21 protein-coding genes are annotated in these 24,627 nt (G+C 61.6%); 11 read left to right on the top strand and 10 right to left on the bottom strand.

Annotation, left to right across the window (positions count from 1 at the left end):
- Positions 1-28: 28 nt before the first annotated feature.
- A complete protein-coding gene (locus KHO23_RS31845) occupies positions 29-1,105 on the bottom strand; it encodes an alpha/beta hydrolase (RefSeq protein ID WP_211616638.1) in 1,077 nt (358 codons plus the stop codon).
- Between the two features lie 281 nt (positions 1,106-1,386).
- Here KHO23_RS31845 and KHO23_RS31840 point away from each other — a divergent pair, with 281 nt between their 5' ends.
- The 5 genes from KHO23_RS31840 to KHO23_RS31820 are packed head-to-tail and all read left to right on the top strand — an operon-like array spanning position 1,387 to position 6,760.
- Complete coding sequence (locus tag KHO23_RS31840) at positions 1,387-1,848, top strand: MarR family winged helix-turn-helix transcriptional regulator (RefSeq protein WP_211616636.1); 462 nt, start codon at positions 1,387-1,389, stop codon at positions 1,846-1,848.
- A 6-nt stretch (positions 1,849-1,854) separates the two neighbouring features.
- The gene (locus tag KHO23_RS31835; RefSeq protein WP_211616633.1) at positions 1,855-3,957 is read left to right on the top strand and encodes an FUSC family protein; all 2,103 of its coding nucleotides are present in this window, start codon (positions 1,855-1,857) and stop codon (positions 3,955-3,957) included.
- Between the two features lie 45 nt (positions 3,958-4,002).
- Positions 4,003-4,212 carry a DUF1656 domain-containing protein gene (locus KHO23_RS31830; RefSeq protein WP_211616631.1) on the top strand — a complete coding sequence of 70 codons (210 nt, stop codon included), beginning with the start codon at positions 4,003-4,005 and terminating at the stop codon, positions 4,210-4,212.
- Positions 4,209-5,216: an efflux RND transporter periplasmic adaptor subunit gene (locus KHO23_RS31825; RefSeq protein ID WP_211616629.1), complete on the top strand. Its 1,008-nt coding sequence runs from the start codon at positions 4,209-4,211 to the stop codon at positions 5,214-5,216. The genes KHO23_RS31830 and KHO23_RS31825 overlap by 4 nt, the downstream gene beginning before the upstream one ends.
- Positions 5,213-6,760: an efflux transporter outer membrane subunit gene (locus KHO23_RS31820; protein WP_211616627.1), complete on the top strand. Its 1,548-nt coding sequence runs from the start codon at positions 5,213-5,215 to the stop codon at positions 6,758-6,760. The genes KHO23_RS31825 and KHO23_RS31820 overlap by 4 nt, the downstream gene beginning before the upstream one ends.
- A gap of 280 nt (positions 6,761-7,040) precedes the next feature.
- On the opposite strand, the gene KHO23_RS31815 is transcribed toward KHO23_RS31820, so the two are convergent.
- The 3 genes from KHO23_RS31815 to KHO23_RS31805 all read right to left on the bottom strand — a co-directional run bounded on the left by KHO23_RS31815 (position 7,041) and on the right by KHO23_RS31805 (position 11,022).
- Complete coding sequence (locus tag KHO23_RS31815; RefSeq protein ID WP_211616625.1) at positions 7,041-7,502, bottom strand: (2Fe-2S)-binding protein; 462 nt, start codon at positions 7,500-7,502, stop codon at positions 7,041-7,043.
- A 26-nt stretch (positions 7,503-7,528) separates the two neighbouring features.
- A complete protein-coding gene (locus KHO23_RS31810; RefSeq protein WP_211616623.1) occupies positions 7,529-9,802 on the bottom strand; it encodes a xanthine dehydrogenase family protein molybdopterin-binding subunit in 2,274 nt (757 codons plus the stop codon).
- Between the two features lie 326 nt (positions 9,803-10,128).
- A complete protein-coding gene (locus tag KHO23_RS31805; RefSeq protein ID WP_211616621.1) occupies positions 10,129-11,022 on the bottom strand; it encodes a LysR family transcriptional regulator in 894 nt (297 codons plus the stop codon).
- Positions 11,023-11,123: 101 nt separating this feature from the next.
- Between KHO23_RS31805 and KHO23_RS31800 the strand changes: the two genes are divergently transcribed.
- Positions 11,124-12,545, top strand: coding sequence for an aldehyde dehydrogenase family protein (locus tag KHO23_RS31800; protein ID WP_211616619.1), 1,422 nt, complete (start codon positions 11,124-11,126; stop codon positions 12,543-12,545).
- Between the two features lie 79 nt (positions 12,546-12,624).
- Here KHO23_RS31800 and KHO23_RS31795 read toward each other — a convergent pair whose 3' ends face one another.
- The 5 genes from KHO23_RS31795 to KHO23_RS31775 all read right to left on the bottom strand — a co-directional run bounded on the left by KHO23_RS31795 (position 12,625) and on the right by KHO23_RS31775 (position 18,279).
- Positions 12,625-13,824: a sugar ABC transporter permease gene (locus KHO23_RS31795; RefSeq protein ID WP_211616617.1), complete on the bottom strand. Its 1,200-nt coding sequence runs from the start codon at positions 13,822-13,824 to the stop codon at positions 12,625-12,627.
- Positions 13,821-15,407, bottom strand: a complete 1,587-nt coding sequence (gene xylG / locus KHO23_RS31790) for a D-xylose ABC transporter ATP-binding protein (protein WP_211616615.1) — start codon at positions 15,405-15,407, stop codon at positions 13,821-13,823. Before xylG ends, KHO23_RS31795 begins: the two co-directional genes overlap by 4 nt.
- 88 nt (positions 15,408-15,495) lie before the next feature.
- Complete coding sequence (xylF, locus tag KHO23_RS31785; protein WP_211616614.1) at positions 15,496-16,524, bottom strand: D-xylose ABC transporter substrate-binding protein; 1,029 nt, start codon at positions 16,522-16,524, stop codon at positions 15,496-15,498.
- A gap of 172 nt (positions 16,525-16,696) precedes the next feature.
- A complete protein-coding gene (xylA, locus tag KHO23_RS31780; protein ID WP_211616612.1) occupies positions 16,697-18,019 on the bottom strand; it encodes a xylose isomerase in 1,323 nt (440 codons plus the stop codon).
- Complete coding sequence (locus tag KHO23_RS31775; RefSeq protein ID WP_211616610.1) at positions 18,019-18,279, bottom strand: hypothetical protein; 261 nt, start codon at positions 18,277-18,279, stop codon at positions 18,019-18,021. The genes xylA and KHO23_RS31775 overlap by 1 nt, the downstream gene beginning before the upstream one ends.
- A 14-nt stretch (positions 18,280-18,293) precedes the next feature.
- Between KHO23_RS31775 and KHO23_RS31770 the strand changes: the two genes are divergently transcribed.
- From KHO23_RS31770 to KHO23_RS31750, 5 genes are all read left to right on the top strand, one after another.
- A complete protein-coding gene (locus KHO23_RS31770) occupies positions 18,294-19,511 on the top strand; it encodes a XylR family transcriptional regulator (RefSeq protein WP_211616608.1) in 1,218 nt (405 codons plus the stop codon).
- 33 nt (positions 19,512-19,544) lie between these two features.
- Positions 19,545-20,630 (top strand): aldose epimerase family protein, encoded by a 1,086-nt coding sequence (locus KHO23_RS31765; RefSeq protein ID WP_211616605.1) that lies wholly within the window; start codon positions 19,545-19,547, stop codon positions 20,628-20,630.
- Positions 20,631-20,804: 174 nt separating this feature from the next.
- Positions 20,805-21,116 carry a DUF4148 domain-containing protein gene (locus tag KHO23_RS31760; RefSeq protein WP_211616603.1) on the top strand — a complete coding sequence of 104 codons (312 nt, stop codon included), beginning with the start codon at positions 20,805-20,807 and terminating at the stop codon, positions 21,114-21,116.
- A gap of 801 nt (positions 21,117-21,917) precedes the next feature.
- On the top strand, positions 21,918-22,994 hold the full coding sequence (locus tag KHO23_RS31755; RefSeq protein WP_236067075.1) for a polyamine ABC transporter substrate-binding protein: 1,077 nt from the start codon (positions 21,918-21,920) through the stop codon (positions 22,992-22,994).
- A 148-nt stretch (positions 22,995-23,142) separates the two neighbouring features.
- Positions 23,143-23,505, top strand: coding sequence for a cupin domain-containing protein (locus tag KHO23_RS31750; RefSeq protein WP_211616599.1), 363 nt, complete (start codon positions 23,143-23,145; stop codon positions 23,503-23,505).
- Positions 23,506-23,675: 170 nt separating this feature from the next.
- Here KHO23_RS31750 and KHO23_RS31745 read toward each other — a convergent pair whose 3' ends face one another.
- Positions 23,676-24,152: a hypothetical protein gene (locus KHO23_RS31745; protein WP_236067074.1), complete on the bottom strand. Its 477-nt coding sequence runs from the start codon at positions 24,150-24,152 to the stop codon at positions 23,676-23,678.
- Positions 24,153-24,627: the final 475 nt, after the last annotated feature.

The following is a 24,627-nucleotide window of genomic DNA, read 5'->3' as shown; positions in this document are numbered from 1 at the left end:
CTGCCGCTCGCGAGGAGCCGCGCCCCGCTCATTGCTCGCACCCCTGGGTGTCGAACATCGCCGACAGCGCACAGACCGATGTCAGCATGCGCGCGCCGTCGTGACCCACACCCGGCACGATATGAAAGCTCTGCTTCAGCCCTTCCGGATGACGCGCCTGGATATACCGGTAATACGCTTCAGCGCGCGCGACACGCTGTGGACCTTGCGCTTCCGCGGCGCAGCTTCTATCGAGCGCGCTTTGCTGCGGATCGTCGTCCGCGCCGCCGACGAGGTAGTCGATCCGGCGCGACGCATAAATCGCTTCGAGTTGCGCGGGCGAGCGGTCATCAAGGTACGGCGGCCGATTGTCCATGCCGTATTTCCATTGATTGAAGCCGGCGCACTGCGCGGCATCGAACGGCGCGGCTACACCTTGCGCATTCGGCCGTTGCGCATCGAAATACGCATACGTCGACGGGCTCGCCACCACGTAGCGCACGTCGATACCCTCTTTGGTCAACACGGCAATGGAACGCGCCGCCACAGCGTAACGCTGCACCACCTGTCCGCCGCCCGAATGCCCTGCAAACACAACGTGCCGCAGATTCGGAAACAGCTTGCGATCCGCGAGGCGCGCAACGATTGCGTCCAGCACCGCGTACGAACTGATGGGCAGCGGTGCCCGCGCCGCTTCGCCGCCCATCCATGCGTCGCCGGTCCAGCGCAGCAGATCGGCCGGTTCATCATGCACGCGCGTGTCGAGCGTGGCGAGGAATTGCGGCGCGATCAGGAGCGTGCTGTCGGCATCCGCGTGAGCGGCGTCGCGTGCATTCTGCGCAGTGCGGAAGTAGACGTCCGCATTGCGCAACTTGCCGTGGATCACGATTACCGCTCGCGTCACCTGCGGTTGCGCGACGTTCCAATCCTTCGACAGATATAGCGGGAATTCAGCGCGACCTTGCGGCGTGTCGATCGCGAACCGAGTATCCGAGATCGTCGCTACCGGTTTCAGATGGGACTCGTGGGCAGGCACCGCGAATGCCGGTTGCGTGAGCAAGGCCAGCATGGCAGCGCCTGCTGCCGCGTACTTCATCGCCAGACGTCGTGAAAGATTGAATGCCATGCGGCTTGCTCCTGGTCACCGTGCACAGTCTTGAACGCGGGGCATCGTTAAATCCGTCGCCATCGACAGCCTGAATGTCGACCTCCAGACCATGCCCGGCGAGCGCTATCTGTCATCGCAAATGCATCAATTGCCCGGCAAACCGTTCCGCAAACGGTGCAATGCACGATGATCTTAGTAGAGTTGTCACATTGCGGCAGCAGGCTGTCGCAAAGGCCATCCGCACAAAACTCACAATTCAATAGTTTGCTAACGAATATTTTGGAAATACAATATCGGCCATGTCGAATCTCGATACCTTGCGCCGCACTGTCAGCAGCACGCTGGTCGTCGCTGCCAGAAAATGGCGGCGTACGAGCCATGGCGTGCTCGCGGCCTTTAACGTCTCCGAAGCGTGCGCCACGCCGCTACTCACCGCCAGCCGGATTGGCGAAGCGGTGCGGCAGGTTACGCTGGCCGATCACATCGGTATTGAAGGGCCCTCGCTCGTGCGGCTGCTCGATCAACTGTGCGCGGCCGGCCTGATGCGCCGCGACGAAGATCCCGAGGATCGGCGCGCCAAGACCGTGGTGCTCACCGATGAAGGCCGCGCCGTCACCGCGAAAATGGAAGAAGAGCTCAATACGTTGCGGGCGCAAGCTTTGAAAGGCATCTCGCGCAGCGATCTCGAAGCGACCTTGCGGGTACTGGCCGCGTTCACCGCGGACGCACCGGCGCCGAACAACGCCGGGGATTCCGAGTAAGGGTTTATGGTCTATCCCTCCATCCGCGACTGGCTGTTCTCCGTCAAGACGTTCGCCGCGGCGATGATCGCCCTCTACATCGGCCTCTCGCTCGAACTGCCGCGACCGTACTGGGCGATGGCCACCGTCTATATCGTATCGAATCCGTTTGTCGGCGCGACCCGCTCCAAGGCGCTTTATCGTGCGCTCGGCACCGCGCTCGGCGCGTCGGCCGCGGTGCTGCTGGTGCCGCCGTTCGTCGAATCGCCGTATCTGTTCAGCGTGGTCGTCGCATTGTGGACCGGCACGCTGCTGTATCTGGCGGTGGCTGACCGCACCGCGCGCAGCTACGTGTTCATGCTGGCGGCCTACACCATGCCGATCATCGCCCTCCCCTCGGTGACCAATCCAGGCGGCGTGTTCGATCTCGCGATCAGCCGCACCGAAGAGATCTTGCTAGGCATCGTATGCGCGAGCATCGTCGGCAGTTCGCTGTTTCCCAGCCGGCTCGCGCCCACCATCATCGAGCGGACCGACGCGTGGTTTCGCGACGCCGCGTTCTATGCGACCGAAACGCTGTCCGGGCGCATTGCGGGCGCGGCGATCTCGGGGGCCCGCCAGCGGATCGCGGCCACGATCAACGGGCTGGAACTGCTGTTGAGCCAGCTTACCTACGACCACACCCGGCCGGACATTCTGGCCCGTGCCCACGAGTTGCGCGGTCGCATGCAGTTGCTGCTGCCCATGATGTCGGCGCTGGCCGATCCACTCATCGCCCTCTACAACAGCGGCCGTCAGACCTGGCCAGAGGGTCTCGAAGCGTTGCTCAACGACGTCATCAAGTGGTTCAATGCGCCACTTCCAGCAGTCAGCGAGGGCTATCACCCCGACCCGGAGGCCAACGCATTGCGCGAGCGCATCGCCGCCATGCAGCCGCCGCCGGCCGCGCTGGCGAGCTGGGACGGCGCGCTGCTTTCGAACGCGTTATGGCGTATGAAACAGGTGATCGATGTCTGGCAGGACTGCCGCTCGCTGCGCATCATCATCACGCGCGAAGAAGGTTCGTGGCGGCCGCGCTTTCGCCATTGGCGGCTAGGCGGCACCGAGCGTTTCTTCGACCGCGGCATCATGCTGTTTTCGACGGTTTCAGCAGGTGCCGCAGTTGTCCTCGCGTGCAGTTTGTGGATCGGCTCAGGCTGGGCGGACGGCGCCAATGCAGTGACACTGGCGGCGGTCGCCTGCTGCTTCTTTGCGGCGCTCGACGAACCCGCGCCCCTGGTGTTCAAGTTCTTCGTCGCCACGGCGGTCAGCGTGGTGGCCGCCGGCATCTATCTGTTCGCTGTCCTGCCGCACGTGCATGATTTCCCGATGCTGGTCGTCCTGTTCGCCGCGCCGTTCATCCTCGTCGGCACAATGATCCCGCGTCCGCAGTTCAACATGGTGACCGTGCTCGTGGCCGTCAATACCGCCACCTTCATCAGCATTCAGGACGCCTACTCGGCCGACTTCCTGATCTTCCTGAACAGCAATCTCGCGGGCCTCGCAGGCTTGCTTTATGCGTACCTATGGACCCGTGCGACGCGGCCATTCGGCGCTGAACTCGCGGCTTCCCGGCTGTTGCGTTCGAGCTGGGCCGACGTGGCGCTGACCGCCTCCACGCGAACAATCGAAGACCCGCGCAATCTCGCCGCGCGCATGCTCGACCGGCTGATGCAGCTGATCCCGCGCCTTGCCGCGACAGACGACCATCGTCATCCGTCGATCGAGAGCTTCCGCGATCTGCGCATCGCCTTCAACGCGCTCGATCTGCGCCGCCTTACCGCCAGGCTCGGCGGCGAAGCGCCGGCCGCGATCGATCATGTCCTCGACGACGTGCGCCAATACTTCGAAACGTGCATCGACCAGCGCGCGCGCCAACCGGTGCCCAATAGCCTGATGTCGTCGATCGACGCAGCCGTGGCACGCGTGACGGCACAAGGGCTCGCCAACGCCGGGGCGCCGAGCCCGACCTCGCAAACCTCGGCGCGCCATTTGCGCGAGGCATTGCACGCGCTGGTCGGCTTGCGTCTTTCGCTGTTTCCGGCCACGCTAGTCACGCCAACGCCGCCTGAACCGGAGGCCGCCGCCTGATGTGCCCGTCTTGCAACCCGATCCACCTCTTTCCCAGTTCCCGCGATGATCGGTGAAATCGATATCTTCGGCGTATTCGTGCCGGCCGTGCTCGTGCTGATGTTTGTCGCCTATCTGATCAATCAGGCCATCCGCACGGTGCTCGCGCGTGTCGGTTTTTACCGCTTCGTCTGGCACCGTTCCATCTTCGATCTCGGCATCTATGTGCTGGTGCTGGGCCTTGTCGTCGTTGTTTCGCACAGACTAATAACGTGAAAAAAACCTGGTTCTCCGTCGGTCAAATCCTGCTGACCCTGATCGTCGTCGTGGTGGCCGCCTTCGTGCTGTGGAAACTGGTCGCCTATTACATGTTCGCACCGTGGACCCGTGACGGCCACGTGCGCGCCGACGTGATCCAGGTCGCGCCGGATATCTCGGGGCTGATCTCATCGGTCGAGGTGGCCGACAACCAGCAGGTCAAGCAAGGCCAGGTGCTGTTCGTGATCGACCAGGCCCGCTATGCGCTCGCACTGCGCCAGGCGCAGGCCACCGCGCAGCAACGTCGGGCGACCCTCGATCAGGCGCGCCGCGAAGATGCGCGCAATCGCAAACTCGGCAACCTCGTCGCAGCGGAAGTCGCCGAAGAAAGCCGCTCGCGCGTCGAAACGGCGGGAGCCGCGCTCGCCGATGCGAACGTCGCGATCGATACCGCCAGGCTCAATCTGCAGCGCACCACGATCTTGAGTCCGGTCGACGGTTATCTGAACGACCGCGCGCCACGTACCGGCGAGTTCGTCTCGGCGGGCCGCGCGGTGCTGTCGGTCGTGGATATGCATTCGTTCCGGGTCGACGGTTATTTCGAAGAAACCAAGATGCGTGGCATCGACATCGGCCAGCGGGTCGATATTCAGGTGATGGGCGAGCCGAAGGTGTTGCGCGGGCACGTGCAAAGCATCGTCGCGGGGATTGAAGATCGCGACCGGACGCAAGGGTCAAACCTGCTGCCGAACGTGAACCCGGCCTTCAGCTGGGTGCGGCTCGCGCAACGGATTCCCGTGCGCGTTGCACTCGACGAGGTCCCCGCCGACTTTCGCATGATCGCCGGACGCACGGCGACGGTGTCGGTGCGCGATCTGTCGCCGACCGGCAAGCCGCGTCCGGCTGCAGGTGCTTCAGGCGCGGTGGATGCATCGTCGGCTCCGGCTATGTCTTCGTCTACGTCCGCTGCTTCCGCTGCGCAGCCGGCATCTGCTGCCCTCATGTCGGGCGCGTCGCAATGAAGCTGCCGCGCGCCCTGCCCTTATTGCCACTGCTGCCGCTCTTGCCGCTTTTGCCGTTAGCCGTCGCGCTCAACGGCTGCATGAACGTCGGTCCCAATTACGCGTTGCCGAAGCAGGCGCTGGTCAACGCCCCGCTCGCCAATGCGCCGATCGAAGGCGCCGACGCCAGGCTGACCACGCGGCAGAACGTGCCCACGGTCTGGTGGAAGCTCTACGACGATCCGGTGCTGAACAGCCTCGTCGACGAAGCGCTGCAATCGAATACCGACCTGCGCGTCGCGGCGGCGAACCTCGCGCGTTCGCGTGAAGCACTGGGCGTCGCGCAGGCGCAAGGCGGCTTCTCCGGCAAGACGTCGGCAGTCGTCGAGCGGGCGCAGGAATCGGCCGAGCAGTATCTGCTCTTCAACAAACTTCCGGTCGCTAACGAAGGCGACATCGGTATCAGCATCTCGTACGAAATCGATCTGTTCGGCAAGCTGCGGCGTGGTGTCGAAGCGGCGTCGGCGGATACGGAAGCCGTGCGGGCGGCCGGCGATCTTGCGCGGATCACCGTGGTTGCGGATGTGGTGCGCTCTTACGTCGAGCAATGCTCGGCCGCCGATGAACTCAGAATCGCGCAGCAGTCCCTGGCATTGCAGAAGGAACGCGTTGACGTGTCACGACGCTTGCGCGACGCGGGCCGCGGCAATCAGACCGATGTCACGCGCGGCCAGACCCAGGTCGATACGCTGGCGGCGGATATCCCCCGCTACACGGCGCGCCGCCAGATCGCGCAATACCGGCTTGCGGCGCTGCTCGCACGCGCGCCCTCCGATTTGCCGCCGGCCGTGCTGGCCTGCAGCCGGCTGCCGGAAATCCGTCAGCCGATTCCAGTCGGTGACGGCGCCGCGCTACTCAAACGCCGTCCGGACGTGCGCGAGGCCGAGCGTCAACTGGCGGCTTCGACGGCGCGCATCGGTGTCGCAACGGGCGCGTTGTATCCGACCGTGAGCATCGGTGCCTCGGCGGGTTTGACCGGGATTCTGGAAGACCTCGGCACGTCGCCGACCGCGCGCTGGGGCTTCGGCCCGCTGATTAGCTGGACCTTTCCAACGAACGGCGCGCGTGGCCGTGTGCGCGAAGCGGAAGCGTCCAGCAACGTCGCGCTGGCAAAATTCGACGGCGTAGTGCTGACCGCGTTGCGCGAAACTGAAACCAGTCTCGCGACCTATGCGTCCGACTACGCCCGCGCTGACGCATTACGTGCCGCGTTGAAGTCGGCGACGGAGTCGGCGGATGAAACACATCGCCTGTATCGCGCCGGACGCGAGTCGTTCATTTCGGATCTGGATGCGACTCGCACGCTGACTTCGACGAAGTCTCAAGTGGCAGCCGCGGAAGGTCAGGTGGCGATCGATCAGGTCAATCTGTTCCTCGCGCTCGGCGGCGGGTGGGAGACTGACGTGCCGACGGCGCCTGGCGCAGCGGTGTCTAACGCTGCAACGCCTGCTGCCATGACACCACCGGCCAAAGCCGAGCCGACGGCGGCCACAAAAACGCCCTGACTGAGGCTTCGATCGACTCCCGTGACGCCGACTTACGTCCGCCATCTGTGCCTGTCACGTCCGGGTAAATCTCTATTATTGATAAGCTTTCTTTTACCTTTCAATTCAGGTTAAATACGAGCCTCAACCCCACGTCACGAGGTCACGTATGTCGAATTTCATGCAAGGCGCAGCCACATTGGGCGGCTGTATCGGCGTCTTTACGGTAGTCGTCGCGGTCGTGGAGATGCTGGCGAACTGAGCCCGACTGGCTCGCGACCAGCCCACCCGGGCTCCGCGCCTAAGCGGGCCGCCGCTTCACGGCCGCCTGATGAATCGCGGCCCGCACCCTCGGATACGTGCCGCAACGGCACACAATGTTGGACATCGCCGCGTCGATGTCCGCGTCAGTGGGATTGGGCTTCTGCTTGAGCAGCGCACAGGCGGCCATGAGCTGCGCGCTTTGGCAATAGCCGCACTGCACCACGTCGAGATCGATCCACGCTGCTTTGAGCGCCTGCGCTTCGGCACCCTGCACGCCTTCGATGGTCGTGATCTTTTGTGAGTGCAAGCTCGACATTGGCGTCTGGCAGGCGAGGCTCGCCTTGCCGTCCAGATGAATCGTGCACGCGCCACAAATGCCCACGCCGCAGCCGAACTTGGTGCCGGTCATGCCGAGGTCGCAGCGCAGCACCCACAGGAGGGGCATATCCGGTTCGGCTTGCACGGCCACCGCGCGGCCGTTGATGTTGAGCGATCCCATGCTTGTCTCCGTCAATCCGATGCTTTTCACGCGAGCCTCAACGGCAGCGCGCGCAAGCGCTGGCCGGTCAGCGCGAACACCGCGTTGGCTACCGCCGGCGCGACCGGCGGCACGCCCAGTTCGCCGACGCCCTGCGGGTGCATCCCGCTCGGCATGATGTCGGTTTCGATCACCGGACAATCGTTCATCCGCACAACGGGGAAATCGACGAAGTTCTTCTGCGTCACCACGCCGCCTTCGATGGTGATTTCGTCCTGCAACGCAGTCGAAAGGCCGAACACGATACCGCTCTCGATCTGCTGACGAATCAGGTTGGGATTCACCGGCAGTCCGCAGTCGATCACACAGACCACCCGATGCACGCGAATCTGCTTGTTCGTGCCGACCGATACTTCCGCCACTTGCGCGACGACGCTGCCGAACGCTTCGTGCAGCGCAACGCCGCGTGCCCGCCTGGTGCCGTCGGCGGCATGCGACATGGGATGCCCCCAATCCGATAGAGCTTCAACGCGCCTTAACACCGCCAGATGGCGCGGATGCTGCACGAGCAGCGACGCGCGAAACGCAATCGGGTCCTGACCGGCGGCGACGGCCAGTTCGTCGGTAAAACCCTCGGTGAAAAACGCCTGATGCGAATGGCCGACCGATCGCCAGAATCCAACCGGCACCGGCAATTCGACGATCTTGTGCGCCACGCGTGCAGCGGGCCATTCGTAAGGCTGATCGAACGCTCCCTCGCACGTGGTCTTGTCGATCGGCATGCGCGGCACACCGTAGTAACGCGCGAGCGCTTCCGGCACGATCGCCTGACTCGCGGACGTGGCGTGCCACGCGACCAGCTTGCCGTCTTTGTCGAAACCGGCCTTCAGGCGCGACACGCACGCCGGCCGATAGAAATCGTGGGTGAAATCCTGCGCACGCGACCAGATTGTTTGCACTGGACGGCCACCGCCCTCCCGCGCAATCGCCGCGGCTTGCGCGATGAAATCGAGTTCGAGACGTCGCCCGAATGCACCGCCAAGCAGTTGTGCTTGCACGTCGACCTTGTCGGCGTCGATGTTCAGCACTTTGGCGACGTGCTGCCGCGCGAGGGCCGGCATCTGCGTCGAGACCCAAACGGTGGCCGCGCCGTCCGCGACCTGCACCGTGCAATTCACCGGCTCGACCGAACCATGCGCGAGGTACGGAGCGTGGTACTCGGCGCTGAGAATTCGCGCCGCGCGGCTCAATGCGGCGTCGACGTCGCCGCGATCGTAGTAGGCGTGGCCGTCGCTGTCGTCCAGTGCCTGCGCGAGGCGGGTGTCCACGTCGGCGCTCGACAGCGTGGCCGCCGGGCCGTCTTGCCACGTCACATTGATGGCGCTCACTGCGTTCATCGCGCGAAATGCGTTGTCAGCGATAACCGCGACGCCGCCACCGCCGCCCGCGTAGGGCGCTAGCGCGAAGGCCTTGATGAAACCCGGCATGTTCTTCGCAGATGTGGCGTCGAAATGCGCCACCGTGCCGCCCAGCGTGGGGCACATCACCACGCTCGCGTAAAGAAGACCATCGGGTAGCGCATCAATGCCGAAGCGCGCGGTGCCGTTGATTTTCGATGCGGCTTCGATACGCCGCATCGGTTTGCCGATTAGCTTGAAGTCGGCCGGATCTTTCAGCGCGACCTTGCGGGGCAGCGGTTGCCGTGCGGCCAGCGTGGACAGTTCGCCGAAGCTCGCCTTGTGTCCGCCTGACGCATGCAGGACGTAGCCACTTTCCGTACGGCATTCACCGGGTGGCACTTTCCATTGCGCGGCCGCCGCGCCGATCAGCATCGCGCGCGCCGAGGCGCCGGCTTCACGCATCGGTGTCCACAGATCGTTGATGCTCGATGAGCCGCCCGTCATCATCGTGCCGGCGTCGCGCACCAGCTTGCGGGTCATCCAGACCGTGGCGCGCTTGACCGTGCTGTCGTCGTCCGGACGAAACGGCAGGTCGTCGACGATGTTCTGCACGCTGTTGTAGATCCTGTCGATCGGCGAATTTTCGACACGAACCTGTGACCAGTCGGCGTCGAGTTCTTCGGCCAGCAGCATGGCGAGGCCGGTGTGGATACCCTGCCCCATTTCCGCTTTGCACATCATGATCGTGACGGTGTTGTCGGCGGCGATTTTGACCCAGCCGTTGAGTGCGGCCTGGTTGCCTTCCGCCGGCAACGGCATGGAGGCAGTCAGGCGTTGCCCCGGCGGCAGCACCGACCAGCCGACCAGCAACGCACCGAGCGCGCCGGCGCCGCCTAGCAGAAAGGTTCTGCGCTTTAGCATCGTATGACTCGATCAGCTTGCACGGTGGCGGGGAAGCTGTGAAAGCGCGGCCAGGCGCGGGAGTTTGTTTCGTCGGAACAGTAATAAGACGGAAGAGTGGGTGGGGGACTGAAAGCCAGCGGTTCAGTCGATCTGTGCGGCGCTGGCGGAACGGGCGGGCGCGTGCCGTACGTCAGTTCATTTAATGTTATTCGTCGCGTGGCGGCACGCTGCAGTGCAACTGGAAAGAACGGCGGAGCATGCCGAGAAGTGGCGTATTTTTGCTAATGATCGGGCGCTGTTTCATGACGCGTCGAATACACATGCGAGCAACCTTTGAACGCCCGCTAGCTTCCCCCACTCCCCCGAATCATCTCAATCAACGCCCTCAATCCCGCCGGCACATGACGTCGCCCCGGATAATAAAGACACAGCCCGTCGAACGGCGGCGTCCAATCCTCCAGCACGCGCTGCAACGTGCCCGCTTCCAGGTCCGCGGCCACGTTCCATTCGGTCATATACGCCAACCCGAAGCCCTCGCGGGCCGCCTCCATTATCAGCGACGGTTCATCGAGCGTCAGCATGCCCTGCACGTCCACACTGATCGCTTCGCCCCGTCGCTCGAACTCCCAGTGATAAATGCGTCCGCTCGGCATACGCAGCCGGATACAGCGGTGCGCTCGCAAATCGTCTGGCATGCGCGGCTTCGGATGATCGGCGAAATAAGCCGGACTCCCAACTACTGCAAAGCGCTGCGGCTGGTTGAATGGCACGGCGATCATGTCCTGCGGCACGGAATCGGCTAGGCGAATGCCGGCGTCAAAGCCCTCCACCACAATGTCGATCATGCGACCCTCGGTGACGAGATCCAGCTTCATCTCCGGATAGCGGCGCAGGTATTCAAGCAGGAAAGGCATCACTTGCCGCGCCGCACCTGCCGATGAGTTGATGCGCAGCGTGCCCGCCGGTGTGTCGCGATAGCTGCCGGCCTGCTCGATCGCCACGCGTATGGTCGATAAAGCGGGCGCCACGCTGTCGACGAATTGCGCGCCCGCTTCTGAAAGCGACACGCTGCGCGTCGTGCGGTTGAAAAGCCGCACGCCGATGCGCGCCTCCAACGCCGCAATAGCATGACTGAGCGCCGACGTCGACACGCTGAGTTCCGTCGCCGCCGCGCGGAAGCTGCGGTGGCGTGCCACGGCCAGCACCCCTTCCAGTTCGCTCAAACCAGGTGTTTTCATTATCCCATCTTGCTCAACGAATCATCCTTGATTATATGGCTAGTCAGCCTAATCCATTGAGCCTATCTTCGAGGCAAGATAACTTCCAGGTAGGAGCTTTCATGCAGCAAATCGACAAGGTTTATATCGACGGCGCGTTCGTGACGCCGCACGGCGAGGAGTGGTTCGATCTTCACAACCCGGCTAAGGAAACGGTAATCGGCAAGGTGCGTCTGGCCGACGCGGAAGACGCTCGTCGCGCGATCGCTGCCGCCAAACGCGCCTTCCCGGCCTTTTCCCGCACCAGCAAAGAAGAACGGATCGCGCTGCTCCAGCGTATGCACGACGCCGTTCAAGCGAGAGAAGACGACCTCTTCGAAGCGATCGTCGATGAATACGGCGCGCCGGTGTCACGCGCGCGCTGGATGGCCAAACACGCGGCCGACGTGCTGGCGGAGGTCATCAAGGTCTTGCGGACCTATGATTTCACGCGACGCGCCGGCACCGCCGACGTCGTCATGCAACCGCTCGGCGTCGCCGGTCTGATCACGCCGTGGAATAGCAATGGCGGTTTTATCTGCGGGAAACTGGCGGCGGCGATTGCAGCGGGCTGCACGGCCGTCATCAAGCCGAGCGAGATGAGCGCGATCCAGACGCAGATCGTCACCGAGGCATTGCACGAAGCGGGTTTACCGGCGGGCGTCTTCAATATCGTGACGGGCCGCGGCGAGACCGTCGGTGCGGAAATCAGCGCGCATCCGGACGTGGCGAAGATTTCTTTCACGGGCTCGACGGCTGTCGGCAAGACGATTCTGCGCACCGGTGCCGAGACATTGAAGCGCGTCACGTTGGAATTGGGCGGCAAATCGCCGATGGTCATACTCGACGACGCCGATTTCGCCGAAGCGGTGCCGTTGGCGCTTCAGGCCGGCTTCATGAATAGCGGCCAGGCGTGCATCGCCGGCACGCGCATTCTGGTGCCGCAAAGCCGCCTCGCGGAGTTTGAAGCGCGCATACGCGATGAAGTGGCCCGCGTACAAGCCGGCGATCCGCGTGACCCTGTTACGCAGATCGGCCCGATGGTCAGCGCCAAGCAATGGGAACGCGTTCAGCGCTATATCCGAATCGGCATCGACGAAGGCGCCAGACTGATCGCCGGCGGAGAAGGCCGCCCGGACGGTTTGCAGAGCGGCTGGTTCGTGCGGCCCACCGTGTTTAGCGGCGTCAACAACACCATGACGATTGCCCGCGAGGAGATTTTTGGGCCCGTGCTATCGATCATCGCGTATCGCGACACCGACGAAGCGATCGCCATTGCCAACGACACGAGCTACGGCTTGCAAGCGTACGTGCTTTCAGCCGACACAGCGCGTGCTCGCGCGGTCGCCGCCCGTCTCGACGCAGGACGCGTGATGGTCAACACATTGGCCCATGAACCGGCCGCGCCATTCGGCGGATTCAAGCAATCGGGTATCGGACGCGAATATGGCACGTTCGGACTGGAAGCCTTCATGGAGCCGAAGTCCCTGCTCGGCGTGAACTGAACAAGGCTTTAGCAACGTTGCGTGTCTGATTGCGCAGCGGGAGGTGCGTCACGCGCTCGCCAAACGCACCTCCCCTTCATCACCGCCGGTTCGACCCCGACACCACGTCGATCCACACAGCCAGCACAAGAATGCTGCCTTTCACGATCATCTGCCAGTACGCGTCCACGTCGAGCATCGACATGCCGTTATCCAGGCTCGCCATCACCAATGCGCCGATCAACGCGCCGTAGACCGTGCCCGAACCGCCACGCATCGACGTCCCGCCGATAAAGCACGCGGCGATCGCGTCGAGTTCACCCATCGATCCCGCCGACGGCGAGCCGGCCGCGAGCCGCGCCGTATTGACAATGCCGGCGAACGCGCACATCAGCCCCATCAGCGCGAAGATGGCCAGCTTCACGCGATTCGTATTCACGCCGGAGAGCCGCGTCGCTTCCAGGTTGGAACCCACCGCATAGATGCGCCGCCCGAACACGGTCTGCGTCGCGATCCACGTGAAAATACCCAACAACGCGAGCAATAGCAGAACCGGCACGGGAATCCCGCCATAACGATCGAGCGTGGCGACAAACGCGGCCAGAATCACGCCCGCACCGACCACCTTCACTACGTCCTGCCAGATCGGCACGACGCGCAACTTATAACGCTCGCGGTTGCTGCGTTGCCGCACCGTGAGAAAGGCCAGCACCACAAACAGCACAACGGCGAGCGTATCGCCTGCAAGACGCGGCAGATACCCCTGGCCGACAAACACGAAACTGTCCGAAACCGGCGCAATCGTCGAACCACCTGTGACGCCGAGCAGAATGCCGCGATACGCCAGCATGCCGCCCAGGCCCACAATGAACGAAGGCACACGCCGGTACGTCGACCACCATCCGTTGAACATGCCGACGAGCACACCGAGCAGCATCACCACCGGCACGGTGACACCGATCGGCCAGTGGCGGTTCACATCCAGAATCGCCGCGACACCGCCGAGCAGACCCAGCAACGACCCGACCGACAGATCGATCTCACCCGCAATGATCACGAACACCATGCCGCACGCGAGCATGCCGGTAATCGACATCTGCCGCAGCAGATTCGACAGATTGCGCGGCGTCACAAACGCGCCGTGCGTCAGGAAGGAAAAGAAAATCCAGATCACAGCCACTGCAATCAGCAACGCGAGAATCTTGTAGCGCGCGAACAGTTGCTGAATGCGCTGCGGGCCACCGAATGCGCCTCGCGATACGACGCTTTCTGCGGATTGGGAAGTGACGTCGGGAGTCATGCGGCACTCGCTGCGGTTGGTGTGGTTGGCGCGGTTGACGCGGTTGAGTTCGGGGATCGCTGCACAGGACGGATCGCGGCGCTGAGAATGTCCTCTTGCGTGAGGCCGTCGTTGACGAAATCGCCGCGCAATTCGCCTTCGCCGATCACCAGCACGCGATCGCTGATGCCAAGCACCTCGGGCAATTCGGACGACACCATCACGATCGACATGCCGCGCTGTGCGAGCTGAAAAATCAGTTTGTAGATTTCGAATTTCGCGCCGACGTCGACACCTCGCGTCGGTTCGTCGAGGATCAGCACTTTAGGGTCGGTCAGCAACATGCGCGTCAGCACGGCCTTCTGCTGATTGCCGCCCGACAAGCTCGCGATCGACAACATCGGATGGGCGGCGCGCACTGAAAGCCGCTTCATCTCCGTGTGAATCGTATCGAGTTCCGCGGCGGAATCGATCCGCCCGCCCTTCGCGAAGCGTTGCAACACCGCAAGCGTGATGTTGTGACCGACACTTAGACCCGGCACGATGCCGTGGCGTTTGCGATCTTCCGGCACCATGCCGATGCCTGCGCGAATCGCATCGACAGGCGCGCGGATTTTCATCGGCTTGCCGTCCATCAACACGGTTGCTCCGCTCACACCGGGATATGCGCCGAAGATCGCTTGCATCAGCTCCGTACGCCCCGCGCCGACCAAACCGGCAACGCCGAGAATCTCACCGCGTCGTAACGCAAACGACACATCGTTCACTCGCTTGCGGCGCGGATTGGTGACATCGAAACAGGTCACGTGGCGCGCTTCGAAGATCACGTCGCCGATCGGATGCGGCTCCCGCGGAAACAGGTTCTTGATCTCGCGGCCCACCATCAACGAGATAATGCGATCCGTGGTTAGCGCGCGCATGGGCTCGGTCGCGACATGGCGGCCGTCGCGAATCACGCTGATCGTGTCACACACGGCCGCGACCTCGTCGAGCTTGTGCGAGATATACACGCAGGCGACGCCGCGCCGCTTCAGATCGCGCACGATATCCAGCAGAATGTGAATTTCGGTCGCCGTCAACGACGACGAAGGTTCATCCAGGATCAATAGTTTCGCGCGCTTGTTCAGCGCCTTCGCGATCTCGATCAGTTGCTGGTGGCCGCCGCCGTAGTTCATTACCGGTTGCGCGGAGTTGATTCCGCTGATGCCAAGCTCGCGCAGCAGTTCATCAGCACGCTGGTACATAGCGGCGTAATTCATTCTGCCGCCGGGCAGCGTGATCTCGTTGCCGAGAAAGATATTCTCGGCCACCGAAAGCTCCGGCACCAGCATCAACTCCTGGTGGATGATAATGATGCCCGCGCGTTCCGTATCCTTGATGCTCGCCGCCTTCAGCGGTTCGCCTTCCCAGATTATTTCGCCATCCCAGGTGCCGTGGGGATAGACGCCGGACAGCACTTTCATCAACGTCGATTTGCCGGCGCCGTTTTCTCCGCACAAGCCCACGCACTCGCCCGGCGCCACCGTCAGGTCGATGCCGTCGAGCGCCTTCACGCCGGAAAACGCTTTGACGATGCCGCGCATCGTCAGTAAGGGTTGCGTCATTCGCTATGCCTCGCTGCAAGGCGCGCGGTGGCGCCGATGTGCCTGACGCCTGCCCGGCACACCGGCTCGAACCGCACACACGTTACGCTCATTGGCTCGCGAGCTGGGCCTGGGTGTAGAAGCCGTCTTTGATGACTACGTCGACATTGCTCTTGGTGAGCAGCGTGGGTTGCAGGAGCACCGTGTCGACCTTCTTCTTGCCGTTGTCGTACTGTGCATTGAAGGCGGGCTTCTCGCCCTTCGCCAGCGCGACGGAGAGTTTCGCCGCTTCACCCGCGATCAGTTTCAGCGGCTTGTACACGGTCATGGTTTGCGTGCCGGCGATCACACGCTTCACTGCCGCCAGATCGGCATCCTGACCCGACACCGGAACTTTGCCCGCCATGTGCTGCGCGGCAAGCGCCTGGATCGCGCCGCCCGCCGTGCCGTCGTTCGAGGCGACAATCGCGTCGATCTTGTTGTTGTTCGCCGTGAGCGCATCTTCAACAATACGCAGCGCTGTCGACGCGCTCCACTCCGGCACCCACTGCTGACCGACGATCTTGATATCGCCCTTGTCCATTGCAGGCTTCAACACTTTTAACTGGCCTTCACGCAGCATCTTCGCGTTGTTGTCGGTTGGCGCGCCGCCGAGCAGGAAGTAGTTGCCCTTCGGTTGCGCGTTGTAGACACCTTGCGCTTGCAGTTCGCCGACCTTCTCGTTGTCGAACGAGATGTAGGCATCCACGTCGGCGTCGAGAATCAGGCGGTCATACGAGACGACCTTGATGCCCGCCTTCTTCGCTTCGGCGACTACGTTGCCGAGCGTCTTCGAATTGAACGGCACGATCACGATCACATCCACGCCGCGCGAGATCAGGTTTTCGATTTGCGAAATCTGTCGCTCTTCGCTCGCATCGGCGGATTGCACCGACACTTTGGCGCCAAGCTTTTCTGCTGCCGCAACGAAATAGTCACGATCGCGCGACCAGCGTTCAACACGCAGATCGTCGATACAGAAACCAATTTCCGGATGATCCTTGCTTGCATGCGCGAGCGGCGCAACAAGTGACAGGCTGGCGAGCATCGCTCCACACACGAGCGAACTCAGTACGGTACGACGCGTTGCGAATTTCATGTCTCACTCCTTGTTCTGATAGCCGGAATACCGGATTGGACGGTCTGCGCTGCGAGCCACAGAGCCGGACAAGCGACAACCCAAAGCTTCTCCATTCGCGCGGTCAACGTGGCCGCGCGATTTTTATGTCTTACTGGGTGCCCTGTTTCGGGCGTGACTTCGTAACTGCCTATTAGCGCCTGCTGTATATCGCCTGATTGACCACGTTTTCCAGTTGCTCCTGCCGGCCGCTTGCGTGCTGCGGATTCAGGCCGCGTGTCAGTGCATCCGTGGCCAGCGTCGAGAGCGAATAATCGCCCTTGAGAATCTTGTGGCCGAACTCCGATTCCCAGCCCGCGTAGCGCTGACGCTTGAACTGTTCGAGCCGGTCGTTTTCGATCAGCGTCGCTGCACGTTCGACGGCGAGCGCCAGATTATCGATTGCGCCAATGTGGCCGAAGAACAGATCTTCCGCATCGACACTCTGCCGCCGTACCTTGGCGTCGAAGTTCATCCCGCCGGTCGTGAAGCCGCCGTGCTTGAGGATCTCGTAGAAGGCCAGCGTCAGTTCTTCGACGCTGTTCGGAAACTGGTCCGTATCCCAGCCGTTCTGCTGATCGCCGCGATTCGCGTCGACGCTGCCAAAAATACCGAGCGCATAGGCGGTGGCGATTTCGTGATGAAACGAGTGGCCGGCAAGCGTCGCGTGATTGGCCTCGATGTTCACGCGAATCTCTTTCTCCAACCCGTATTGCAGCAGGAAACCGTGAACGGTCGCCACGTCGTAGTCGTATTGATGCTTGGTGGGCTCCTGCGGCTTCGGCTCGATCAGCAATGCACCGTTGAAGCCGATCTTGTGCTTGTGCTCGACCACCATGTGCAGGAAACGGGCAAGCTGATCGCGTTCGCGCGCGAGGTCGGTATTGAGCAATGTGTCATAGCCCTCGCGGCCGCCCCACAACACATAGTTTTCACCGCCGAGCCGTTGCGTGGCGTCGAGCGCGTGACGGACCTGCGTTGCAGCGAACGCGAAAATTTCCGGATCGGGACTGGTCGCCGCGCCGGCCGCGTAACGCGGATGCGAGAACAGATTCGCCGTGCCCCACAGCAGCTTGATGCCCGTATCCTGCTGCTTGCGGGCGAGATAGTCTGAAATGCGCGTGAAGTTCTCGCTATAGGCTTTCAGGCTGTCGCCTTCCGGCGCGACGTCGGTATCGTGAAACGTGTAATACGGGGTGCCAAGCTTCGAGAAAAACTCGAATGCCGAATCAGCCTTTTGCTGTGCCCGCTCCATCGCGTCGCCGGCTTGCTGCCATGGGCGCCGAAACGTTCCTTGCCCAAAGATATCGACGCCCGGCCACACGAACGTATGCCAGTAGCACACGGCGATACGCAGATGCTCTTCGAGTGTCTTGCCGAGTACCTTTTTGCTCTTGTCGTAATGGCGATACGCAAGCGGGTTATCCGATTGCGGGCCCTCGTAGCGGACGGCGGGAATGTGTTCGAAATAGGACATCAACGTCTCCTTTTTATGCTGCACTGCAACCCGTGCGACATCGCCGCGCCGGTTGACAAGGTGACGCCATGCTGCCGCTTGCAAGATGCATCGGCAATTGCGAAATTGCGCAGCGTGCGTAATGTTTCTGATTGCTCAAGCGTTTGTTTCACACCGGCGCGATCTTCGCGGCCTAGAATAACCAGACGCTTAAAAACGGTGCCGCCTTCGGTGCGCACCCAACTGGAGACGAAGGCACTGCGGGTCCCGCCGATCCGCACGCCACCCACCCGCCATGACCCGTCCGCAAACACCCCAGACGACCCACCGGATCGCGCTGCTGTTCAACGCGAACAAGGTCTACGACCGCGAGATCATCACCGGTATCGGCAATTACCTGCTGTCCACGCGCGTGGCATGGGATCTTTTCCTCGAAGAAGATTTCCGTTGCCGGTTGACGGGTATCGAGCGTTTCGACGGCGACGGCATCATCGCGGATTTCGACGATCCCGCTGTGGGCGAAGCGCTGCGTGATTGTCCGTTGCCGGTGGTGGCGGTCGGTTCGTCGTTTGAAGATCCCGCGCACTATCCCCCGGATTTACCCTATATCGCCACCGATAACGCCAAGCTCGTTTCACTCGCCTACACGCATCTGATTGGCGCGGGCCTCGAACACTTCGCGCTGTATAGCCTCCCGCAAGCGCAGGAGAATCGCTGGGCGCAGCAGCGTGAATTGGCGTTCGCTCATCTGCGCAGCGCGGATGGTCACAGCGCCGAGCAAATCGGCACTGAGATTTATCGCGGCCTGTCCACCAGTGCGCCGTCGTGGAATCAGGCCATCGAACAACTCACCGCATGGCTAAGTCAACTGCCGAAGCCGGTTGGCATCATCGCCGTCACTGACGCCCGCGCGCGGCATCTGCTGCAGGCCTGTTTGATCGCGGGCATTCCTGTGCCGGAAGAAGTGGCGATCATCGGCATCGACAACGATCCGCTCACGCGCACGTTGACGCGCATTCCGCTTTCCTCCGTGATTCAAGGCACCGAAGAAATGGGCCGCACCGCGGCTCACCTGCTGCATCAAATGCTGCACGGCGCGCGCTTTCCGGGGCGGCGCATTCTCGTGCCGCCGGTTGGCATCAACGTACTCGAATCGACGAAGCACCAGCCGCTCGCGAGTCCATATGTAATGCGCGCGCGGCATTTCATCCGGCAGTACGCCTGCCAGGGCATACGCACTGAACAGGTTGCCGATTACGTGGGCGTCTCGAGATCGTCGCTCGAAGAGTACTTCCGGCGCGAACGGCAGTGCACCGTGCATCAGGAAATTCTGCGCCACAAGCTCGACGTCGCGAAGGCGCTGCTGGCGAAGCGCGATGCGTCGAGCGCCGAAGTGGCGATTCGTTGCGGCTTCACGTCGCTGCAATACATGTACGCGGTGTTTCGCCGTGAACTCGGCTGTACGCCACGCGAATACCAGGACCGTGCGAATTCGACCGCCACGCCAGGCTGAGCATGCCTTTCATCTTTTATCTCCATCGACGACATGATCAGCATTGCACCTCTTTCTTCTGAGCCATGGGGCACGCTGCCCGGCGGCGATCCCGTGCGGCTCTTCACGCTGCGCAACGCACACGGCATGAAGGTCGCCATCAGCGATCTGGGTGCGACGCTGGTCTCGTGGCACGCGCCGGACCGCGCGGGCCGGCTCGGCGACATCCTGCTCGGCCACGACACGCCCGCTGAATACGTTGCGGCCACCACCTACATGGGCGGACTGATCGGCCGGTGGGCGAACCGCATTGCCAATGCACGCTTCACGCTCGACGGTATCGAGTACACGCTCGATCGCAATGAAGGCGCGAATCTGCTGCATGGCGGCACGCAGGGGTTTCATCGCACACTGTGGGACGTGAGCGAAGATAACGGCGCGCTGCTCATGCGTCTGGAATCGCCCGAAGGCGACGCTGGCTTTCCGGGCAATGTCACGGTGCAAGTGCGTTACACGCTCGACGACGACGGCACCTTGACGATCGCTTATGAAGCCATGACGGACGCTGCGACGCCCCTGAATCTGACGAGCCATCCCTACTTCAATCTGACAGGCCGGCAGGGGTCGGACATTCGCGGCCATGTGTTGTCGATCGATGCCGACCGGTTCTTCGAAGTCGACGCGTCGATGATTCCTTGCGAGCTTGCCGACGTAGCGGGCAATGCATTCGACTTCCGGCAGAGCGCGCCGATCGGCGCACGGCTCGATTGGCCGCATGCGCAGCTTGCGAGGGCCGGTGGCTTCGATCACTGCTATATGTTGCGCGACGCGCCTGATGCCACGATCGCCGGACGCGCGCCGCCGGTACGCCCGGTGGCATGCGCCTACGATCCCGGCAGCGGACGCGAACTGACCGTCTCGACCGATCAACGCGGCTTGCAGTTCTATACGGGCAATTTTCTGAATGGCGACACGGGACGCGGTGGCATCGCGTACCAACCGCACGCCGGGCTGTGTCTCGAAGCGGGCGGCTTTCCAAACGAAGTCAACATGGCTGAGCAGGCGCGGGTGATCGTGCGGCCCGGCAATACATACCGGCAGGTGACGACGTATCGCGTGGGCGTACGTTCTGGAGTCTGAAGCAATTTTCCCTATCTTACGAAGAACATTACATAACGCCGACTTATCGTTTGAGGCAAGACTGAATTACCCGTTTAGGGGTTTGCCCTAGATCACCCGCTTCCTAGAATCTCTCCATAGGTCGCCGAACCCATGTGGCGGTGTCGGATAGAACCATTCTCGGAGGGAAGCATCATGAATTCGCTGATCAAAGCAGTCGCCCTGGTCATTGTCATCGCAGCGCCGGTGGCTTCGTTCGCACAGTCGGAGCAACCACTGACCCGCGCGGAGGTCAAGGCACAACTGATCCAGATTGAACAGGCCGGCTACAACCCAGCCGCTACAAATGACTCCAGCTACCCCGGGGACATCCAGGCAGCCGAAGCGCGCGTAGCCGCACAGCATGACAACACTGGCTATGGTTCGTCGGCTAACGGGTCGTCGCAAACCGGCACGACCACACCCGCCGCGCCCGCGGTTCAGCCCGAGCCGATGGGTGGTCAGTAATACGCCAACGGTGTCTGTATTTGTCGTTGCGTAGTTCGATGCGAGCCATGTTTGTCGAAGCATGCGCCCGCATGAACGCACTCCACTGTGCGCGACTATGACGGCACAGTGTCAGAAAATCCTTTGACGAAAATAATGGCTCATATATCCTAGGGCGGCAGTTTGGTGGTTCTCGCGGTGCAGTCGATCCGCATCAGCGAGGACTTCTACTCAACGTCGCTTCGGGTTCCATCGTGAAAGTCCGTGGTCCATTGGTGAGATACCAGCCAGGTCGGGAAAGAACTTTCCTGTCCGGCTGTTCGATCGCTCATCAGGGGAGCAACTGCGCTTCGCCATCCCGCCCCCTGTCCATTGATACCGTGTTGTCGCGGCGCTCCGTCCGCCGGCACAACGTCATTGCAGCCCCCGCAGCCATTGGGGTGCGAACTGACGAAATCGCGTCGCTTCTGCCTTAGCCCCCTTCTCTTTTCGTGAGCCCGTGTTGCGTGCGATTGGGCCGCTTTATTTAGCGGTCTCACGTCTGCAATGCGTTTGCCTGTCCGCGTTTTGCAAGTTGTCTTGCTAGCGTTGGCCGGTTTATAGCGCTCGCCTATCCACATCCCTATTAGCTCTGCTGTGCGCTTGCGCTGCGGCAGGCGGCGTCGCGTCCCGTTCTCGTCCGCATTCATGCGCGATAGAGGGACGTGTGGGTCGTCACGCTCGTGCATCCGCGCCTGCGCTACAGCGAAAACTGAAGATTGAAACCAAGGAGATAGAAGTATGAAAATCCGTCATGCCAAGCTTCTCTCGTTCACGGGTACCATGCTGTGCTCGTTGACCGCTTTATCCCCGATGAACGCTGCACGCGCAGCGGACACGACGATCAACGTCTACAACTGGTCGGACTACATCGCCAAAGACACGATTTCCGGCTTTGAAAAGCAATCGGGCATCACGGTGAAATACGACAGCTACGATAGTGACGACACACTGCAGGCCAAACTGCTCGCAGGCAGCTCCGGTTATGACATCGTTGTGCCGACATCGAGTTATATGGCGCGTCAGATCGAAGCCGGCGTGTATCAGAAGATCGACAAATCGAAGATGCCGAATCTCGCGAATCTCGATCCGGGTTTGATGAAGCTGATTGCCGATGCGGACCCCGGCAATCAGTATGGCGTGCCTTGGGCGTGGGGCACGGATGGTATCGGCTATAACGTTCAGGCCGTGAAAAAAGCACTCGGCGCCGATGCGCCGGTTGACAACTGGTCGCTGTTGTTCGACCCGGCGAATCTTTCCAAGCTAAAAAGCTGCGGCGTGTCTTTCCTCGACGCGGCCGCGGATGTTTTCCCGGCCGTGCTTCAGTACATGCATAAGGACCCGAACAGCACCAATCCCGGCGACTACCAGGCCGCGTATGAAGTACTGAAGAAAGTGCGACCGTATATCACGCAGTTCAATTCGTCCGGCTACATCAACGATCTGGCGAACAACGATATCTGTGTGGCGCTCGGTTATTCGGGCGATGTGGGGATTGCGCGGCGACGCTCGTCGGAAGCGAAGCGCTCGTATGAGGTGCGGTTCTCGAACATCAAGGACGCGGGTCTGCTCTGGATGGACGTGATGGTGATTCCGAAAGACGCCCCGCATCCGGAAGCGGCGATGAAGTGGATGAACTACATCGAAGATCCGAAGGTGAGCGCGGCGATTACTAACGAAGTGTTCTATCCGACTGCGAACCGGGCTGCACGGCAGTTTGTGACGCCGGAGATTGAGCAGGATGGGAATGTGTATCCGCCCGAGGCGGTGCTGAACAAGATGACGCTGATGCGGCCGCAGCCTGCGCCGATCATGCGGCTTGAGAACCGGCTGTGGGCGCAGTTGAAGTCGGGGAGCTGAGAGTGAGTTGTGGTGTTGTGCCTGGGTGAACTTTGGTGATCTTTGGTGATGTTGGTTGATTCCTTTTGAGCGTGGCGCATGCAGTGGGTGTGTGCGCTACGCCCTTTTTGAAGCTTCGATTTTTAACTCTGTTTGCATTCGAACCACTATGAGCATTTTGAACATCGTAGATTTTGCGCAGCCTGCCAAGGAAAGCATTGAGTACATGCCGAAGGCGGAAGCGGTGCTTGCGGGCGATCCTTCGCAATCCGTTCACACGCATTTTGCTAGCCCGTGTGGACAGCTTTCGGCTGGGGTTTGGGAGGGGGCTTGCGGTCAATGGACGGTGAACTTCACCGAGAATGAGTATTGCGAGATTCTTGAGGGCGTGTCCGTGATTCGCGATGCGGACGGGACGGCGAAGACGGTGCGCGCCGGGGATCGGTTTTTGATTCCGGCGGGGTTTAAGGGGACGTGGGAAGTGCTTGAGCCGTGCAAGAAGGTTTTTGTTTCGGTGGAGTTTAAGGGGTAGGTTGCGGCGGTGGTGTGTTTGTGGTGGTGGTGACGTTGTAGTTGGAGAATGTTGCGTGAGCGATTAACCGCGCCCCCGTTAGCGTGGACAGATGTCCAAGGTTTCCGGGGAGCGGTTTGTCTACTGCGACGCATCTTGTTGACGTGGCGATGTTGACCGCGTTTAGGGGTTTAGTGCTTGACGGCGGTTGACTGTTGCGCGTCTGCGTTCACATCGGTTGCGAATGTGTCAGTCGCTTCGTCGCGTTCGATGGGCTTCGCGGGGGCCGGTGTTCCGTTTGCTATCTGAGCGGATTCTTCGAGCAGGCGCGCCGCACGGCTCGCTGTGATGCGGCTTTGCGCCACGCCCTTCGCGTCAAGCGCGATCACCTTGAACAGTTCGCGGTCGCCAGCCAATTGCTGCTGATATTGCTCCGCGGTGTGCACCAGCAATTCAAGCAACGTTCGATGGTTCCGACGTTCCTCGATCGTTATGGCAGGATTCCTACATATTGTGGCCGCAAAAGTGACAAGCGTTTCCAGTTGATCCATCTGCCGGTTGCAGAGGTCGAAGGCCTGCAATGCAAGTTTCTCGTACTGGAGCGCGTCGACAGGTGGGCGTGAAGCGGGTTGAGTTTGTTTTGTGGGTTTTGTTGGTTTGCTGCTCATGGTGCGACCTCCCAGGTGCTGCTTGGATCGCCCGACACTCGCGCTTGTGCAGTGGGTGAGCGGGCACGTAATGGAGTTGACAGACCGGGCTTGAAACAAACCGGCGAGCCTTGCGGCTCCCCCACTACAGCCCGCCCATTGGAATATAGACGTGCAGGCGTAGACGCACGACCCGCCTGGGCGGGTGTGCGGTTTCAAGCGCAGGCTGTCAAACCTGGCCGTCGAGTGTTTCCCGATGGCTTGGTAATTATAAATCAGAGTGGGTGTGGTGCTTTCAACTACGTAGGCTAAATGTGTCGTTTGGCCGAATGGATGATGCTGGGTAGGGCCAAGATGGCGGACCGCTGCTCGGCCGGAACTGACGGAGGGTGTCCCGAATTTTGTGTAAACGGGTTTGTGTTTAACCCGGCACGAGCCGTTCTTCGAACTGGATGGTGAAGCGGTTCAGGGCTGCTTTCCAGTCCCGGATCGGCAT

It is taken from the genome of Paraburkholderia haematera (assembly GCF_905220975.1).
Classification (GTDB): domain Bacteria; phylum Pseudomonadota; class Gammaproteobacteria; order Burkholderiales; family Burkholderiaceae; genus Paraburkholderia; species Paraburkholderia haematera.
The sequence above is the reverse complement of the archived record's forward strand: the minus strand, read 5'-3'. Positions and strand labels throughout refer to the sequence as shown.